The sequence below is a fragment of the Helicobacter pylori genome (assembly GCF_030323545.1).
Classification (GTDB): domain Bacteria; phylum Campylobacterota; class Campylobacteria; order Campylobacterales; family Helicobacteraceae; genus Helicobacter; species Helicobacter pylori_CO.
In genome coordinates this window covers 368212-385664 of record NZ_CP122954.1, presented here as the reverse complement: position 1 = coordinate 385664, position 17453 = coordinate 368212, and the positions used below count along the sequence as shown (strand labels likewise).

General features: G+C 38.7%; 12 protein-coding genes, 1 tRNA gene and 3 pseudogenes. 6 read left to right on the top strand and 10 right to left on the bottom strand.

Annotated elements, in window-relative coordinates:
* Positions 1 to 254: 254 nt before the first annotated feature.
* The 4 genes from deoD to QAP06_RS01910 form a co-directional block, all read right to left on the bottom strand.
* The gene (gene deoD / locus QAP06_RS01925) at positions 255 to 956 is read right to left on the bottom strand and encodes a purine-nucleoside phosphorylase (RefSeq protein ID WP_120943339.1); all 702 of its coding nucleotides are present in this window, start codon (positions 954 to 956) and stop codon (positions 255 to 257) included.
* Entirely contained in the window at positions 953 to 2194 is a 1242-nt protein-coding gene (locus QAP06_RS01920; protein ID WP_286466117.1) for a phosphopentomutase, read from the bottom strand. Before QAP06_RS01920 ends, deoD begins: the two co-directional genes overlap by 4 nt.
* 11 nt (positions 2195 to 2205) lie before the next feature.
* Positions 2206 to 3462: a NupC/NupG family nucleoside CNT transporter gene (locus tag QAP06_RS01915; RefSeq protein WP_286466114.1), complete on the bottom strand. Its 1257-nt coding sequence runs from the start codon at positions 3460 to 3462 to the stop codon at positions 2206 to 2208.
* Between the two features lie 104 nt (positions 3463 to 3566).
* A tRNA-Met gene (locus QAP06_RS01910) sits at positions 3567 to 3644 on the bottom strand.
* Positions 3645 to 3822: 178 nt separating this feature from the next.
* Here QAP06_RS01910 and QAP06_RS01905 point away from each other — a divergent pair.
* Together QAP06_RS01905 and QAP06_RS01900 are read left to right on the top strand one after the other, a co-directional pair.
* Entirely contained in the window at positions 3823 to 5115 is a 1293-nt protein-coding gene (locus QAP06_RS01905; RefSeq protein WP_350317284.1) for an MFS transporter, read from the top strand.
* Between the two features lie 18 nt (positions 5116 to 5133).
* On the top strand, positions 5134 to 5895 hold the full coding sequence (locus QAP06_RS01900; protein WP_000312900.1) for a tRNA 2-thiocytidine(32) synthetase TtcA: 762 nt from the start codon (positions 5134 to 5136) through the stop codon (positions 5893 to 5895).
* An 8-nt stretch (positions 5896 to 5903) separates the two neighbouring features.
* Here QAP06_RS01900 and QAP06_RS01895 read toward each other — a convergent pair whose 3' ends face one another.
* The 3 genes from QAP06_RS01895 to QAP06_RS01885 all read right to left on the bottom strand — a co-directional run bounded on the left by QAP06_RS01895 (position 5904) and on the right by QAP06_RS01885 (position 9803).
* Positions 5904 to 7055: a cation:proton antiporter gene (locus QAP06_RS01895; RefSeq protein WP_000542860.1), complete on the bottom strand. Its 1152-nt coding sequence runs from the start codon at positions 7053 to 7055 to the stop codon at positions 5904 to 5906.
* Positions 7056 to 7080: 25 nt separating this feature from the next.
* Positions 7081 to 8439, bottom strand: coding sequence for an HP1184 family multidrug efflux MATE transporter (locus QAP06_RS01890; protein WP_350317282.1), 1359 nt, complete (start codon positions 8437 to 8439; stop codon positions 7081 to 7083).
* A gap of 188 nt (positions 8440 to 8627) precedes the next feature.
* Positions 8628 to 9803, bottom strand: coding sequence for a sugar transporter (locus QAP06_RS01885; RefSeq protein WP_286466108.1), 1176 nt, complete (start codon positions 9801 to 9803; stop codon positions 8628 to 8630).
* A 249-nt stretch (positions 9804 to 10052) separates the two neighbouring features.
* Here QAP06_RS01885 and QAP06_RS01880 point away from each other — a divergent pair.
* Positions 10053 to 10179, top strand: a pseudogene (locus QAP06_RS01880) (glycosyltransferase family 8 protein).
* A pseudogene (locus QAP06_RS01875) lies at positions 10175 to 11212 on the top strand (glycosyltransferase family 8 protein); the annotation flags it as partial. The pseudogenes QAP06_RS01880 and QAP06_RS01875, both read left to right, overlap by 5 nt.
* A 14-nt stretch (positions 11213 to 11226) precedes the next feature.
* Here the strand turns inward: QAP06_RS01875 and QAP06_RS01870 are convergent.
* Positions 11227 to 12444 (bottom strand): Mrp/NBP35 family ATP-binding protein, encoded by a 1218-nt coding sequence (locus QAP06_RS01870; protein WP_286467367.1) that lies wholly within the window; start codon positions 12442 to 12444, stop codon positions 11227 to 11229.
* Between QAP06_RS01870 and QAP06_RS01865 the strand changes: the two are divergent.
* Positions 12433 to 15446 (top strand): annotated as a pseudogene (locus QAP06_RS01865) (AAA family ATPase). The gene QAP06_RS01870 and the pseudogene QAP06_RS01865 sit on opposite strands and share 12 nt — an antisense overlap.
* Positions 15447 to 15460: 14 nt before the next feature.
* Positions 15461 to 15844, top strand: coding sequence for a hypothetical protein (locus QAP06_RS01860; protein ID WP_000473917.1), 384 nt, complete (start codon positions 15461 to 15463; stop codon positions 15842 to 15844).
* 290 nt (positions 15845 to 16134) lie between these two features.
* Here the strand turns inward: QAP06_RS01860 and QAP06_RS01855 are convergent, their stop codons facing one another.
* Together QAP06_RS01855 and QAP06_RS01850 are read right to left on the bottom strand one after the other, a co-directional pair.
* Positions 16135 to 16437 (bottom strand): hypothetical protein, encoded by a 303-nt coding sequence (locus tag QAP06_RS01855; RefSeq protein WP_140471723.1) that lies wholly within the window; start codon positions 16435 to 16437, stop codon positions 16135 to 16137.
* A 20-nt stretch (positions 16438 to 16457) separates the two neighbouring features.
* Complete coding sequence (locus QAP06_RS01850; protein WP_050825646.1) at positions 16458 to 17450, bottom strand: ketoacyl-ACP synthase III; 993 nt, start codon at positions 17448 to 17450, stop codon at positions 16458 to 16460.
* Positions 17451 to 17453: the final 3 nt, after the last annotated feature.

Here is a 17453-nt window from a genome sequence, read left to right as displayed (position 1 = left end):
TTTTTAATGGGAGTTTGCCATGAAAACAGAAAATGGTAAAAACTCTTGGAAAACATTATACCTTATACCTTGAAATTTCGTTTTTGGGGTGTAAAGTTGTTGTTTTATTGAAGCGGTAGTTTTGTAAAACGAAGTTTCTGTAAAACGATAGCTTTAGTTTTTCCAAAGTTCCCTTAAGGCTTTTAGCTTTAAGGGTTTTCCTTTAAATTTTATCCTTAACTTATGGGGGCAAAAAATAAAGTTTAAAAAGATCGTTAACCCATCATCTCTAAAGCCAGAATTATCATGTTATCAAAGCTTTCTACCCTTTCTTTAGGGTTTAAGGCTTCTTTAGTGATCAAGTGATCTGAGACTGAGCATAAGCATAAAGCCTTAGCACTCAATTCCATCGCCGTGGCGTATAACCCTGCCGCTTCCATTTCAATAGCCAAGTGGTTGTATTGGGCCATCAAATCAAAGGCATGCGTTTCAAAAGAATAGAAAAAATCGCTTGAAAAGACATTGCCCACTTTCAAATCAATGCCCAAACGCTTTGCTGTTTGATACGCTCTCAAACTCAATTCAAAATCAGGCGTCGCGCTCAAATCGTGGTTTAAAAAACGCACCCGATTGGTTTTAGAATCCGTTGAAGCCCCAGTCGCCATGATAATGTCTTTCAGGCCAACTTTTGGGCTAATCGCCCCGCAAGTGCCAATCCTTAAAAGTTCTTTAACCTGATAGGTTTTAATGAGCTCCGTTACATAAATCGTGCATGACGCAATACCCATGCCATGCCCCATTAAAGAAATCCCCTTACCCTTATATTTCCCGCTAAAGCCTAGCATGTTACGCACATTCGTGATCTCTTTGGCGTCTTGTAAAAATTTTTTCGCAATGTAGCTCACCCTTAAGGGATCGCCGCATAAAAGGCATTGAGGATAAAAATCGCCGATTTTGGCGTTGATGTGAGGGGTCATGGTTGTCCTTTAAAGTTTAATAAGTTTTTGCCATAATCTAAGGGGCTTAATCCCAAAAAATAAGCGATACTTTGCCCAATATCCGCAAACGACTCGCTCTTACCTAAAAAGGCTGGTTGTAAATCCTTGTGATAGAACAAAACAGGAATATATTCTCGTGTGTGATCGGTACCTTTAAAGCTAGGATCACACCCATGATCGGCGCAAAGAATGAGCAAATCGTTTTCCCTTAAATTGTCTAAAACCTCTTTTAAACGCACATCAAAATACTCTAAAGTGTTAGCATACCCGCTAACATCGCGCCGATGCCCATAATCGCTATCAAAATGCACAAAATTTGTAAAAATCAAGCTGTTATTTGGGGCGTTTTTGACTCGCTCTAAAGTAACATCGCATAGCTCCATCAAACTACCGGCTTTGAACTTTTGAGTGATCCCCACATGAGCGTAAATATCAGCGATTTTTCCAATGCTGATGACTTCGCCTTGCTTTTCTTCAATGAATGTTTCAAAAAGCAATTTTTTATGGGGCTTTATCGCATAGTCTTTGCGCTTAGCGGTGCGTTTGAAATCCCCTCTGTTTGCGCCAATAAAGGGGCGTGCGATCACTCTGGCAATCTTTAACGGCTCTAGAATTTGAAACGCTTCTTCACAAAGGGCGTATAAGTTATCCAGCCCAAATTTTTCTTCATGTGCAGCGATTTGAAACACCGAATCCGCTGAAGTGTAAAAAATGGGGTATAAAGTTTCTAAATGCTTTTCGCCTAAATCTTTAATGATTTCTGTCCCTGATGCGTGGCAATTCCCTAAATAGCCCTTAATCTTAGTTTTGTGCATGATTTCATCTAAAATTTCTTTAGGAAACGAATCATTTTTGTCTTTAAAATACCCCCATTCAAAAAGAACGGGCGCACCCATCATCTCCCAATGTCCAGAAATCGTATCCTTAGCGTTAGAAAGTTCTTTGGCGTAAGCGTAAGCCCCTATTAAATTAGGTTGGGATTGAAAGCCTAAGGGCAATTCATTTGCGGCTTTTAGAGCGCTCAACCCTAAACCCAAACTCTCTAAATAAGGCAGTTTCAAAGCCCCATTGCGATCGTTAGAATCAGCCAAGTTGTTAAAACAAGCCTTAGCGATATTGCCTAAAGTGTTCGCCCCCAAATCGCCAAAATCTTTAGCGTCTTCGCTAGCCCCTATACCAAAAGAATCTAATAATAAGATTATTACTCTTTTTTGCATGTTTTGTCCTTTTAATGAGCGTTTAGTCCTATGAATAACCCGGCGATAGTCGCGCTCATGAAATTAGAAAGCGTGCCTACAAGCACCGCTTTTAAAGCAAACCTTATAATGAGTTCCTTCTTTTTAGGCACTAAACTGCCAAGCCCCCCAATCAGCATGGCGACTGAACTTAAGTTAGCAAACCCGCACAACGCAAAAGTGATGATCGCTTTAGTTTTCTCGCTCAAGATTAAAGGAGGGTTATCGCCCAAATAAGGTAAAAATTGCATATAGCCCACAAATTCATTGAGCGCGATTTTAATGCCTATGATTTCTCCGGCAATCCCGGCCTGGCTCCAAGGAATGCCTAGCATAAAGGCTAAGGGTTTTAAGAGCGTGCCTAAAATCAACCCTAAAGACAAACGCTCCATGCCTAAAAACCCCCCTACAACCCCTAAAAGCCCGTTAATGAGCGCGAGCATCCCCACAAAGGCTAAAAGCATCGCTCCCACATGCAAGGCTAAATTTAGCCCTGTGCTTGCCCCATTAGCGATAGCTTCTATGGCATTGACATGCTTTTCTGCAGAAACATCTGCATGGCTAGAAATGGTTTCGTTTTGCGGGTAAATGATTTTAGCGAACAACAACCCCCCAGGAGCGGACATAAACGATGCGGCGATTAAATAAGGCAAAGGAATGCCCATGCTCGCATACCCGGCTAACACAGGCCCCGCAACGCTAGCCATGCCCACGCACATGACCGCAAAAATCTCTGAATCGCTCATGCTTTTCAAATAAGGTTTAATGACTAAGGGCGCTTCTGTGTGCGCCACAAAAATATTAGCCGCTGCGCTCATGCTTTCTGCTTTAGAAGTGCCTAAGCATTTTTGCAACGCCCCACCGATGAGATTGATAAATAAAGGCATGATTTTTAAATGATATAGAAGTGAAATCAAGCTAGCAAAAAAGATAATGATCGCTAAAACATTGATCGCAAAGATAAAGCCTCCTATCCCTTGATCGCCCTTAGCGTTTGGAGCGAGATTGCCAAACAAGAAACGCACCCCCTCATAGCCGTAAGAAATCACGCTTTGTATGCCGCTAGCTAAGCCTTGCAACATTTCCCTACCCAAAGGCACATATAAAGCCAACGCCCCTAAAGCCACTTGGATCACAAAGGCGCTGACAATCGTGCGATAATTTATAGCCCTTTTATTGCTAGAAAACACCCAAGCAATAAGAAAAAGCACCGCCATCCCTACAACACTAAAAAGAGAGCTAAAAATCATCGTCAAATCCCTAATTTAAGAAATTAAAAGATGCAAGGCTATTGTAGTTTAGGTTTGCTAAAAAAAAGATTAAATGAATATTAAATGAAGTTTAAATCAAATCATGGTGTCAAGAGGGGGACTTGAACCCCCGACCTCCGGCTTATGAGACCAGCGCTCTAAACCAGCTGAGCTACCTTGACACAAGCAATTTTATAAAAATAAAGAATGAGATTATACAAAAAATTTTCTTAAAAATCCATTAAAATTAAACTTTTATTATCAATCCTACTTTCCTAAATTAATGATAGAAATTAGAGATTTTCTTGTAAAATACTATGCATGTTTAAGAAAATTTTTCCATTAGCGTTAGTGTCGTCGTTGCGGTTTTTAGGGCTTTTTATTGTTTTGCCGGTCATTAGTTTGTATGCGGATAGTTTCCATTCAAGCAGCCCCTTACTCGTGGGGTTGGCTGTGGGCGGAGCGTATCTCACGCAAATTATTTTTCAAACCCCCATGGGCATTCTTAGCGATAAAATCGGCCGTAAAGTGGTGGTTATGGTGTGCTTGTTGTTGTTTTTAGCTGGATCGTTAGTGTGCTTTATGGCGAACGATATTGTTTGGCTCGTTATAGGGCGTTTCATTCAAGGCATGGGGGCTTTAGGGGGGGTTGTTAGCGCGATGGTGGCGGATGAAGTGAAAGAAGAAGAGCGCACCAAAGCCATGGCGATCATGGGGGCGTTTATTTTCATTAGCTTCACTATAAGCATGGCGATTGGCCCTGGGGTTGTGGCGTTTTTTGGGGGGGCAAAATGGCTCTTCTTGCTCACGGCGATCTTAACTTTATTGAGTTTGTTAATGCTTTTAAAAGTCAAAGACGCCCCTAAAATTTCTTACCAAATCAAAAACATAAAAGCTTACCAACCCAACTCTAAAGCCTTGTATCTTTTATATCTAAGCTCTTTTTTTGAAAAAGCGTTCATGACGCTTATTTTTGTGCTGATCCCTTTAGCCTTAGTGAATGAATTCCATAAAGATGAAAGCTTTTTGATCTTAGTGTATGTGCCTGGAGCCTTATTAGGGGTTTTAAGCATGGGAATAGCGAGCGTTATGGCTGAAAAATACAATAAGCCTAAAGGGGTGATGCTTTCTGGCGTATTATTGTTTATTATGAGTTATTTGTGCTTGTTTTTAGCCGACTCTAGCTTTTTAGGGAAATATTTATGGCTCTTTATTGTTGGGGTGGCGTTTTTCTTTATTGGCTTTGCCACCTTAGAGCCTATCATGCAATCTTTAGCGTCTAAATTCGCCAGAGCGCATGAAAAAGGCAAGGTTTTAGGGCAATTCACTACTTTTGGCTATTTAGGGAGCTTTGTTGGGGGCGTGAGCGGGGGGTTGAGTTATCATCATTTAGGCGTTTCTAACACAAGCTTAATTATTGTAGCTTTAGGGCTTATTTGGGGACTATCGCTCTTTTTACTCAACAACCCTTCCAAGCAAAAAAACGTCTATTTCCCCTTAGACGCTTATAATGAGGAAAAATTTGAAACTTTAGAGGACAAAATCATTGAATGGTATGTTAATATTAGCGAAGAAATCATTATTGTGAAATATAATTCCGATCACATTAGCGAAGAAGAAATCATTCGCTTAGCGCAAAACTTTAGAAAATAAAACAATCAAGGATCAAAAATGGCCTATGAAATTTCTAAAAAAGTCTTACACATTGTGGGCAAGACCAACGCCACTTACAAACTCATAGAAGAAGGCGATAAAGTCTTATTAGGATTGAGTGGGGGCAAGGATTCTATCATGCTCGCTTGCATCTTAGCTAGGATGCAAAAACATGCCCCTTTCAAATTTGATTTTAAAGCGGTTACCGTGCATTATGGTTTGGGTGAAGATTTGAAATGGTTGAGCGATTTGTGCCAAGAGCAAGGCATTGAGCATGAGATCATTTACACCCAAATCGCTGCCACGATCAACGAAAAACGCCGTGAAAAAAGCTCATTTTGTTCGTTTTGCTCTCGTTTGAGGAGAGGGACTTTGTATTCTAAAGCTTTAGAAGAAGGCTATAATAAAGTCGCTATCGCGCACCATTTAGATGATGCGGTGGAGAGCTTTTTTATGAATTTCACTTATAATGGGAGTTTAAGGAGCATGCCCCCCATTTATAGGGCTGAAAACGGCTTATTGGTGATCCGCCCTTTGATTAAGGTTCGAGAAGCCAGCAGCATTCATTTTGTCACTTCTCAAAATATCCCCGTCGCCCCTGATTGCAATTGCCCGGCCAAACAGCCCACCTCTGATAAGCCCCCTATCGCGCGATTAGCCACCAAAAATTTCTTAAAAGAAATGCAAAACTTGCACCCTCGTTTCTTTGATAGCTTAGAGAATGCGTTCAATAATGTCCAAGCGAGCAGCTTTAGCGACGCTAGATATTTAGACGCTTAAGCTTTCATTTAAGCTTTTTTGTTGAGTATTTTGATCGCAATCGTGAATAATACCCCTTCAAAGATAGCCGCCATGAGCAACGCGTAGTAGGTGTTTTGCGAGATCGCTTGCGCTTTTAAACCAACTGCTGCAGTGGTTACTAAAAAAGTTAAAGGCATAGAAGCCCCTAAGGCGAATGAAAATAAATGCTTGGCTTCTTTAAAGTATTTGCGCCACAATAAGGTTGAAGTGATCAAGTGCAAACTCAACATCGCTATGACAATCAATACCCCTTGGAGGATCAAATGCGGGTTTAAAAACACTAATTTTAAGTCTAAAGTAGAGCCTACATGGATGAAAAACAAAGGCACAAAAAACCCAAAACCCACATCATTGAGCTTGTGGATTAGCTCTGATTTGTGAGGGAAAAAAGTAGAAACGACTAACCCTGCTAGAAACGCCCCTAAAACCATTTCTATTTTGAGCCACACCACGATCGCAACCAAGGAAAAAAAGAGCATGAGCGAAAAACGCACATCTTGGTTAAACTGACTGCTTTTAGGCATCACAAAAAGCTTTAAATGCGGGAACCACCAAAACAAAGTCTTAAAGATTTGAAACGCCACGATAATTAAGATTAAAAAAACAATAAGAATGCCTAAATCTTTAATCAAATCCATGCCCAAACCATGCGAATACACCCCATCCACGACCACCAAACCAAAAATGCTTAACAATTCCCCAATAACGCCCACTTTTAAAACCAAATCAAGCCACAAAATCTCTTTACGATAATCTTTGACTAAAGTCATGATCATGCCCAAACTAATAATGGGGAAAATCACCATAAAAATAGGCTCTAAATTAAGGCTAAAAGTAAGAATGAATGAAAGCGTGTATAAAATCAACAGATAAGCAAAAATGCGTTTTAAAAGAGAAACCCCTAATTTTTTAAACAAATAAATTTCCACTTCCAAACCGCACAAAAACATTAAAAACAAAAAGCCAATTTCGGACATGATTTCAAAGCCCTTAGTAGGCTCAATAAAACCCGCATACGCCCCAACCGATCCAAATAAAATCTCCACAACCGTGATAGGCAAACGAGAGATTCTAGACATATAAGGGGCCATCACAATTAAAAGCATGATGAGCGCGAAAGTGAAAAATTCTGCATGCATGTCTTAATTTTACCTTATTTATTGGTTAAGTTTTCAAAGCGATAGGGTTTTTCTCTTTATAAGTGGTAAAAACCCCTTTTTTGATTTCGTAATAAGTTACCCCTAACGCTACTAAAAACGCTAAAAATTGCGCGATAGGGTAAGTTACCCAAACCCCATCAATCCCATAGAAATGGCTTAAAATCGGCAATAGGACAATAATAAACCCTAGCGTGTGCGAAAGGGTGATAATAAACGAACTTTTAGCGCGTTGGATGGATTGGAAAAACACCGCGCACAACAAAGTCATGCCTAAAAAAACATAGCCCACATAATAAATATTCATCGCTCTTTTAGTCTCTTGCATAAAAAGGGGGTCTTGTTCGCTTGGCTGCAAATAAAGCTTGATTAAAAATTCATCTAAGAAATAATAAGCGCCATAGAAAACAATCCCTATACAAAACGCCGCTTTCAAACCAAAGGCAAACACCTCTTTCACGCATTCTAAATTTCTAGCCCCATAGCTAAAGCTCGCGATCGGTTGGATGCCTTGAGAAATCGCAAACAAAGTCGTAAAAAAGACAATCGCATTATACATAACGATCCCATACATGCTCACAAACCTTTCCCCTGCAGTGTGCATGATAGCGGTATTAAACAATAAAATCATAATAGAAGCGCTAAATTCTGCCGTGCTTTGAGGCACGCCGCTTTTGGCTGAAGAAATGACTGAAGACAAAGAAAAACGCTTGATGAAATACAATTGCCCTTTTTTGCGCCAAAAATGCTGCATTAAGACTAAAACCCCTATCGCATGCCCTATCACGGTGGCTATCGCGCTGCCTTGAACCCCCACTTCCAACACAAAAATAAACAAGTAGTTGAAAAAGATATTCGCTAACGAGCCAACTAACATCGCTACCATCGCTAAAATGGGGCGTTTGTCATTCACCACAAAAACATCCGCCAAAGGGTGCAAAACCATAAAAACCGCGCCCATTAAAATGATTTCAATGTAGCGTTTGGACATGCCCAATAAAGCGTCATTGCTCCCAAAAAAACGCGCGATAGTTTCACTAAACGGCAATAACGCCATGCTCAAAATAAAGGCGCTTATAGCGACAAAATAAAACACGCTGCTAAACACAAGCCTAGCCCTATGGGTTTTATTTTGACCCAAAAAATACCCCACAATACTCGCTGCCCCAAAACCAAAAAGCAATTCATACGCAATAAGCCCTGGAAAAATAGGCCATGCGATATTGACTGCAGCGATAGCTTCTTTACCCAGTTTCTTGCCCACAAACATGCCATCTATCATAGAGTAAGTGGAAAGTGAAATCATAGAAAAAGCTAAAGGGATAAAATAATAAAAAAAGAGCTTTCTTATAGAATCTTTATGCAAATCAATCTTTTTTTTTAGCATTTAAAAACCACACATTAAAATTTATGACAAATTTTTCTATTTTAACATAAAAAGAGAGACAATCTGTCCGTTAGCGCGGTTGGATTCAAGCCGTATCATTAAATTTTAAAAAATGGTTTTTAGCAAAAAAGGGATTTCCTTTATTGGGCTAATCCTTTTAACGCTCTTTATGTTTTTTTAAACTTTATCGTAATGAATCTAAGCCAAAATAGCGCCAACAACCCCAAAGCCCCACCCACAAAGCCAATATACCCTAGCCCTAATTGGTGGATCACAATACTGCCAAACAATGCTCCTGCTCCAATCCCCACATTATAGCTCCCCGAATAAATCGCGCTCGCAACATCCGTGGCATCTGGTGCGAGCTGTAACACCCTCATTTGCAAGGAAATCCCAAGCGAAGTGATCCCAATCCCCCATAAGAAAATTTGCAAGAAAACCACCCACTCTGAATTTTTAAACACAAAAAGCAAGAGTTGCGGGCAAATGACTAAAACCATCGCAAAAGCGATAAATTTTCTTGAATTTTTCGCATACAAACGGCCGAACAAAAAACTCCCTGCCACGCCTGCTAACCCAAACACAAACAACATTAGCGTTGTAATGTCAGGAGAAAATTGGCTGATTTGAATGATAAAAGGCTCAATATAGCTATAAGTGGTGAAATGTCCAGAAATAACCATGATCACAAGCAAATAAATCCCCATTAAAAGCGGCCGTTTCATTAATATAGGGACACTTGCGAGCGTGCCTGCGTTTCTACTCGGTAAATGCGGGAGCAATTTCCACATAAGTAGCATTATAAGAGTCGCAACGCCCCCGATCACGCCAAAAGTAGAGCGCCAATCTAGAATTTGCCCAATGATCCTCCCAAGCGGCAACCCTAAAATCATCGCTAACGAACTCCCTAACGCTAACAGCCCTAAAGCCTGTTGTTTTTTATTTCTTGGCGCGACACGAATGACTAAAGAAGCCGTGATGGACCAAAAAATAGAATGGGCAAAAGCGATGCCCATACGAGAAAGGAGTAGCACCCAAAAATCCCACGCTAACGCTGAAAGGATATGGCTGAGAATAAAAAGAGCAAAAAGAAAAAGCAATAAGCGTTTCCTTTCAATTTTAGCGCTAAATAGCATCAAAGGCAATGAGCCAAGAGACACCACCCACGCATAAAGAGTGATCATAAGCCCCACTGTTGCACTCTCCATTTCAAAGCTTTTCGCAATGTCTGACAGAAGTGCGACAGGGACAAACTCCGTGGTGTTAAAAATAAACGCCGAAAGCGAAAACACAAAAACCCGCATTAAGGCGAACTTTTGATACGATTGTTTGGTTATCATCATTTAAATCTTAAAGGGTTAAATTTTATTCAATTTGAAAGCTTGGAGTATAGGACAAAAATTTTAATCGCTTGTAAATTGGAGCTGAATGGATTACCCAACCGCTAAAGCGATTGGGCTTTTTCTTGCTTCATCGCTCCACAAGCTTTGATACGCTCATTATCGTTTTGAAAAAAAAAAAACGATAAAATTACAGATCTCCCCCCTTTTTTTACAAAAAGCGGGTTCAATTTAAAGATTTAAGGATTACGCATGCAAGAGATTATCCCTATTGTCGTGGCTTTTGATAATAATTATTGTATCCCTGCTGGCGTGAGTTTGTATTCCATGCTAGCGCACGCCAAACGAGAGAGAGAGAGAGAGTAAAACTCTTTTATAAAATCCATTGTTTGGTGGAGGATTTAAGCCTAGAAAATATAACCAAATTAGAAGAAACGATCGCTCCTTTTAGCGCTTTTTCCAGTATAGAGTTTTTGGATATTTCTAATGAAGAACTAGAACCACGCCATAATTACCGCAAACTTGATCCTTTAATAGCGAGTGAAATTAAAAAATTGTATTTAAAACTCAATGCTTTTTCGCAAAAACGCTTTTCTAAAATGATCATGTGCCGTTTCTTTTTTGCCTCCCTTTTCCCGAAATACGATAAGATGATCATGTTTGATGTGGACACTTTGTTTGTGGGCGATATTAGCGAAAGCTTTTTTGTCCCCCTTGATAATCATTATTTTGGGGCTGTGAGAGAAAAAGATTTGATCGCTATGAACAGAAATTCGGCTAAAGATTTATACGAATTACGCCAAATGCGCGCAAAATCTATCGGTGTCGCTGACGCTTTCCCTGATTTAAAAGAAGCTCAAATCCTTTTTGACAACTACTTTAACGCCGGGTTTTTAGCCTTAAATTTAAAATCATGGCGTAAAGAAAATCTTGAAAACCAATTGATTGGATTTTTCCTTTTGAAAAATGAAAAACTTTTATTTAACGATCAAGATGCTTTGTGTTTTGTGTGCCGTGGGAGGATTTTAGAATTGCCTTATTCCTACAATGCCCACCCTAGTTTCCTTGATACGCCATCATTCCCTAGCATTAAAGAAGCGTGCATGCTGCATTTTTGGGGCGATAAACCCTGGAAACTCTTCAGCGTCATTGGCGCGAAAAAATGGCATGAAACGCTAGTTCAAACGCCTTTTAAAGACGCCTATTTTAACGCTTCTTTTTTAGATCACCTCTTTGAATCCCTTCAAAACAAGGATAAAGAAATCCACGCTCTTCATCAAATCCTGTCTTTTTCAGACAAGCGGCATTCTTTTGAATTTCTTCTGCCCAGGCTTTCTTCTAAACTCCTTATAGAATTTTTGCTTTTTAAAGCCAAACAAAAAGCGAAGCGATTCATTAAAAGGGTTTTTTAAAACCCTTTTTAAAACTAATGCGAGCAAGCATGCGTTTGTGTGGGCTGGATGTCCTTGTTATCGGCTAGTTTTTCTTTTTCTACTTTGTCTAAAAAAGCGCTTAAATCTTGCGCCATTTTTTCAAAAATCTTAGCGCTCACGCTGTTAGGGTGAGAGATCACAATCGGTTCGCCCCTATCCCCACCTAAACGCACTTTAGGCTCTAAAGGGAGCTTGGCTAAAATCCGCGTGTGGTAAGCTTCTAACAATTCATTCATGGAATTTGAGCCAAAAATCTCACTCTCTTTCTTGCAATGCTCACACACAAAACTCCCCATATTTTCTACAATGCCTGCAATAGGAATGTGTAGTTTCTTAAACATGTCCAAACTCCGTTTAGCGTCATCTAAACTCACTATTTGAGGCGTAGTAACAGTAATTCCTGCGCTCAATGGCACAGCTTGGGCTAGCGTGAGTTGCGCATCGCCTGTTCCTGGGGGCATATCCACCACTAGCACATCTAAATCCCCCCAAATAATATCGCTTAGCATCTGCTCAATCGCTCGCATAAGCATGGGTCCTCTCCAAATGAGACTCTGCCCTTCATCATACAAAAGCCCCATGCTCATCACAGAAACGCCAAAAGCTTTTAAAGGAATGAGTTTTTTACCGCTAGGATCCATGATCACATCAGCGTTTTGTAAGCCCATCATTCTGGGGATATTAGGGCCATACACATCAGCGTCTAGTAACCCCACTTTTTGGTTCAAATTCGCTAAAGCGATGCTTAAATTCACGCTGGTGGTGCTTTTACCCACACCGCCTTTCCCAGAGCTTATCATAACTACATGTTTAATGTTTTTAGCCAGATTTTTAGCGGTGGGCTTTGGGGCTTGCGGTTTAGGTGGGGTTTTAATATCCAAATTCAAAGCCTTCACACCTATTTCTTGCATCGCTTTGGAGATATTTTCCCTTAAAATCGCGCTCGTTTCTTCAGAGCTTGAGGGGATTTCTATTAAAAGCCCTAATTGCTTGTCATGCAAAGCGATATTTTTGACAAAACCAAAGCTGACAATATCCTTTTCAAAATTAGGGTAAATAATCGTTTTTAACGCGTTTAAGACATCTTCTTGGGTGAGCATTTTAATCCTTAAAATGATAGTATTTGGATTTTCTTTATAGCATGTTTTGTTTAATTTTACATTATAAATTAAATTTGCGTTTTCAAAAAAGGATAGGGCATGAAATTTTATAAGCGTGTTTTGAAATTGCACCGATTTAGGAATTTGGGTAAAAACTTGCCTGCAGAGTTGCTTTTAAATTCAAGTTTTGAAAAACATGGGGGGTTGGTGATCTTGGTGGGAGAAAACAATGTCGGTAAAAGCAATGTTTTAGAAGCTTTGAAAATCTTTAATGATGCGGATGTCAAACTTTGTAGTGAGGAAGATTATTTCAAAGCCCATGAGTCTGAAGGCGCCATTTTGAGCCTAGAAGAAGAAACAATCCTTGATCATAAAATCACAGGTTTTTCTTGCGTGGATTTGAAGATCCAAACTAAAGAAAATAGCGAAGGATTAAAAGAATTATCAAAAATACTAATCAGCTATCCTTTTTGTGTTTTTGTGGGGAGTTTTATAAACCTCATCATGTCTTATGGCGCATTAGATTCGTTTTTAAAATCCTACAAAGAAAAATTGAAATTGAGTGCATTTTCAACTAAACAAAACCGCAATCTGCTTTTCAAAGAATTAATTAAACATTTGAGCGCTAACAATCAATTGATTAAAGTTTTTTGTCAGTGCATGAGAGAAATTATAGAGCATAACGCTCCTAACAAAGAATACAAACCCAATCAATTTTTTATAATGGGGAAAAACAGACAAAATCAGTTAGCAAAAATTTATTCTCATTTTGAAAAACTTAGTAAAAATGAAATCAAACCGAAAGATGTGGAATATATCTCAAAAAGGATAGAAGCTTTATATGAAATTTTTAAAGACTCTAATACAAAATTCACACCAAAAATTGAAGTTTTACAAAATAAACAATCTCAAGAAAGACCATCAGAGTTGATTAAGGATATTATTAAAGAGATAGACGAAAAATACCCTATCAATGAAAATTTTAAAAAACAATTTGAGGAGTTTGAATCAAATGTTAAGAAATATGATGAAGCAAGAAAGGATTTTGAGCGAAAAAAAGAGTTACTGATCCAAAAAATTGAAGGTTACTGCGAAAATCAAAAAACGCTAGAGTTTAATGATGATGTTTTGCTGGATAATATCCAACAAACATGCAAAGAGTATGTAGCAAGCCATGTTGTTAATGATGAGTCTAAAGATATGAAATACATGATGTGCCAGTTTTATTTGGAAAAAATGGAATTGTTATCAAATTCAAAAATTAGGCGATACCAATACGATGATCTTTTGAAATCAGCAAAAATATCTCTGTGGGAGAGTATAAAAATTTTAGACAATGAGAGTGGCGCTCGTTTGTTCCCCAAAAATCTTAAAGAAATCAAAGAAAAATTTGAGGACAACAAGGGAAAATTCAAACAAAGTAAAAATTATTCTGAGTTCGCAGAATATAGCCGAGAGTGTAACCCTTATACAGCGTTTGGCTTTCACCTAAACAAGGGCTCATCTCATGAATTTAATAAATTCGTGCCAACCATGAGAGAATACAAAGACCTAAAAATCACAGATAATGATCTTAAGATCAAGTTATTTGAGGATGTTTATTCTCAATTTTTTGCACATTTGTTCTTTCAGCCATTATTTAATAAAATAGATTTTAATCCTGATATAATTTGGCATAGTTTAGAAACTAAGCGAACATTACAAATAAAATTTGATAAAAATAATGATCTAGAAATTTATTTTAGTCTTAACAAATCGTTTGTTATCCCTGAAAAATACTTACAAGAAATCAACCAAGAGTTATTAAAAGAGATCAAGCGATCAGATTATCCTTTTTCAAAGTGTGAGTATCATAGCGATAATAATATGGTGCAACTCACATTTTCTAAAGATGATGCATCTCCCTTGATGGTTGAAGTAAGTCTTATAGAAATCATGGAATACAACATGCAATCAAGAATAGATTCTTTAATCGCAAAAGAATTTAACAAGCTTTTAGCGATCGCTCAAGATAGTCCTCAAGATAATTACCAATTAAAAATTCGTGTTCGGCACAACAATAAGTTTTTTGGAGAGAAATATGCACCATATGAAATAAAACTTGAAATTCATGATTGCAGAAAATCCGACAATCAAAAACCAATCATTTTAAGTGAGCAAAGTAGCGGTTTTCAATGGGCGTTTAATTTCATGTTTGGCTTTCTCTATAATGTAGGATCAAATTTTAGTTTCAACAAGAATATTATCTATATCATGGACGAGCCAGCCACCCACTTGAGCGTGCCAGCCAGGAAAGAGTTTAGGAAATTTTTAAAAGAATACGCTCATAAAAATCATGTTACTTTTGTTTTAGCCACCCATGACCCCTTTTTAGTGGATACGGATCACTTAGATGAAATAAGGATTGTAGAAAAAGAAGCAGAAGGCTCTGCGATTAAAAATAACTTTAACTATCCCCTAAATAATGCGAGCAAAGACTCCGATGCCTTGTATCAAATCAAACGCTCTTTAGGGGTGGGCCAGCATGTTTTTCACAACCCAAAAAAAACACCGAATCATTTTTGTAGAAGGCATCACCGATTATTGCTATTTGAGTGCTTTCAAATTGTATTTCAATGAGCGAGGATTCAAAAACGACCCCATTTCTTTCACTTTCTTACCCATTTCAGGGCTTAAAGACAATCAAACAAACATGCAAAAAACCATTCAAAAACTCCGCAAATTGGACAACAACCCTATTGTTTTGATAGATGATGATAGAAAAGATGGCTCTGACCCACAAAAAGCAAAAAGCGAGCAATTCAAAAGAGCTAATGAAGAAATGCCTGATCCTATCACAATCTTACAGCTCTCAAGTTGCGATGAAAATTTCAAACAAATTGAAGATTGTTTCAGCGCAAACGATAAAGAAAAATACGCCAAAAACAAACGCATGGAATTGGTCATGGCGTTCAAAACAAGGCTCTTATATAGCGAGAAAGATGATGTGGTGAGTGAAGAAACAAAAAAGAATTTTCTAAAATTGTTTGAGTGGATAAAAGAAAGAGTAAAACAACCCAACGATTAGAAAAGGGTATATCAAATTTGATTATAATACCCCACAAATATTATAAGTGAAAGGATTTTGATGTTTAAAAAAATGTGTTTGAGTTTGCTAATGATAAGCGGTGTTTGTGTGGGGGCAAAGGATTTGGATTTCAAATTGGATTATCGCGCGACCGGGGGGAAACTCATGGGGAAAATGACGAATTCCAGTCTTTTAAGCATCACTTCTATGAACAATGAACCAGTGGTGATTAAAAATCTTATTGTTAATAGGGGAAATTCATGCGAAGCGACTAAAAAAGTGGAACCCAAATTGGGCGATAAGTTTAAAAAAGAAAAACTCTTTGATCATGAATTAAAGTATTCACAACAGATATTTTACCGCCTAGATTGCAAGCCCAACCAATTGTTAGAAGTTAAAATCATCACGGACAAGGGCGAGTATTACCACAAGTTTTCTCAGTGAAACCGCCCCTTCCTCAAACAAGGGGCTTTCTAGCTAGATCACTCCGTGAGAGTGCCCCTTTCTAAAGGAAGGAGCTTCCTAACTAAAGCATTCCATTGAATGCTAACACGAAAGGCTTTGTTTTTTAAAGTCTGCATGGACATTTCCTACCCTATAAAAGACTAGTGGTATTTTAACCTATTTTAGCCTAACGGCTATGTGTTTGCATCTTGCGACCTAAAGGGCAGAGTTTTTTGCACTAGTGGGATAAAATTTAAAAAAGAATTTTGCCACAAAGCGACCAAAACCTCTCATGGAGTCTTTTGTTGGGACTGCTCTAAAGCCATTTGCGCATGCTTGCAATCCTTTTTAAAAGACTTCGTAATAAAATTAACCTTAAGAGTCGAATCAAAGGCCTCATGGCATTTTTTAAGCTTGTGATCACGCTGTTGCGGATCTTGCAAGTAATATTTCACTGAATGCACAAAACTAAAATGAAACCCCATAGGAGGGATACGGCTATCTGGAGTGCCTTCGCAATGATCGCTACAATAATCGCTTTGCGCTTCTAAACCCCCCAACACCACTAAAAATAAAAAAATCATCTTTTTCATCAATACTCCTTCAATCCTTTTTACCCTCCAAAATACACCAACGCTGAACCCCAAGTCAATCCCCCACCAAAAGCGTCTAAAAGCATTAAATCGCCCTTTTTCAAACGACCCTCTTCATAAGCTTCACACATGGCCATAGGGATACTGGCTGCTGAAGTGTTGCCGTATTTATGGACGGTTAAAACCACTTGCTCATCTTTAAAATCCAAATGCTCCCGCACCGCTTGAATAATCCTAAAATTAGCTTGATGCGGGATAAACAAACGCACATCTTCAGGTTTGAGAGCGTTTTTTTCTAAGATCATTTCCACATCTTTTAAAAGCGTTTTTACCGCTAGTTTAAACACTTCATTGCCTTTCATGCACAAAAAAGGCTCTAAAGCTTCTTCTTTAGCGTTAAAGGGCGTGGGTTTTAGAGTCCTTGGCGTATAAAGATAATTAGAAAAATTCCCATTCGCTGAAATCTGCACATCTAAAATGCTTTCTTTTAAATGCTTGGTTCTGCCTATCACGCACGCCCCAGCCCCATCGCCAAATAAAATACAAGTCCCCCTATCTTTAAAATCTAACACGCTGCTCGTTTTTTCTGCCCCCACAATCAGCACATTTTCGCACATCCCGCTCTCAACATAAGCCTTAGCCACCGATAATAAATAAATAAAACCCGTGCAAGCGGCTGAAATATCAAACGCCGGTTTGTTTTCAATGCCTAATTTCGCGCTCAACACGCAAGCGGTTGAAGGCATGGCCAAAAAATCAGGGCTTAAGGTCGCTACAACCACCAAATCAATGTCTTGTGGGGTTAAATGCGCTCTCTCTATGGCCTGTTTAGCCGCTATTACCCCTAAATCGCTGCTTTTTTCTTCATTACTAGCGAAACGGCGTTCTTTGATACCGGTCCTTTTTTCTATCCATTCATCGCTGGTATCCAAAAATTGCTGGAACTCTGCATTTTTCACACACTCGTTTGGAACATGCATCGCAATGGATTTAAGAGAGGCGTAAAATTCCATTCA

Coding starts and splice junctions, on each gene's coding strand:
- QAP06_RS01920 (WP_286466117.1), bottom strand. CDS start 2,194: ATGCAAAAAAGAGTAATAATCTTATTATTAGATTCTTTTGGTATAGGG.
- QAP06_RS01860 (WP_000473917.1), top strand. CDS start 15,461: ATGTTTAAAAAAATGTGTTTGAGTTTGCTAATGATAAGCGGTGTTTGT.
- QAP06_RS01885 (WP_286466108.1), bottom strand. CDS start 9,803: ATGATGATAACCAAACAATCGTATCAAAAGTTCGCCTTAATGCGGGTT.
- QAP06_RS01850 (WP_050825646.1), bottom strand. CDS start 17,450: ATGGAATTTTACGCCTCTCTTAAATCCATTGCGATGCATGTTCCAAAC.
- QAP06_RS01900 (WP_000312900.1), top strand. CDS start 5,134: ATGGCCTATGAAATTTCTAAAAAAGTCTTACACATTGTGGGCAAGACC.
- QAP06_RS01895 (WP_000542860.1), bottom strand. CDS start 7,055: ATGCATGCAGAATTTTTCACTTTCGCGCTCATCATGCTTTTAATTGTG.
- QAP06_RS01915 (WP_286466114.1), bottom strand. CDS start 3,462: ATGATTTTTAGCTCTCTTTTTAGTGTTGTAGGGATGGCGGTGCTTTTT.
- QAP06_RS01855 (WP_140471723.1), bottom strand. CDS start 16,437: ATGAAAAAGATGATTTTTTTATTTTTAGTGGTGTTGGGGGGTTTAGAA.
- deoD (WP_120943339.1), bottom strand. CDS start 956: ATGACCCCTCACATCAACGCCAAAATCGGCGATTTTTATCCTCAATGC.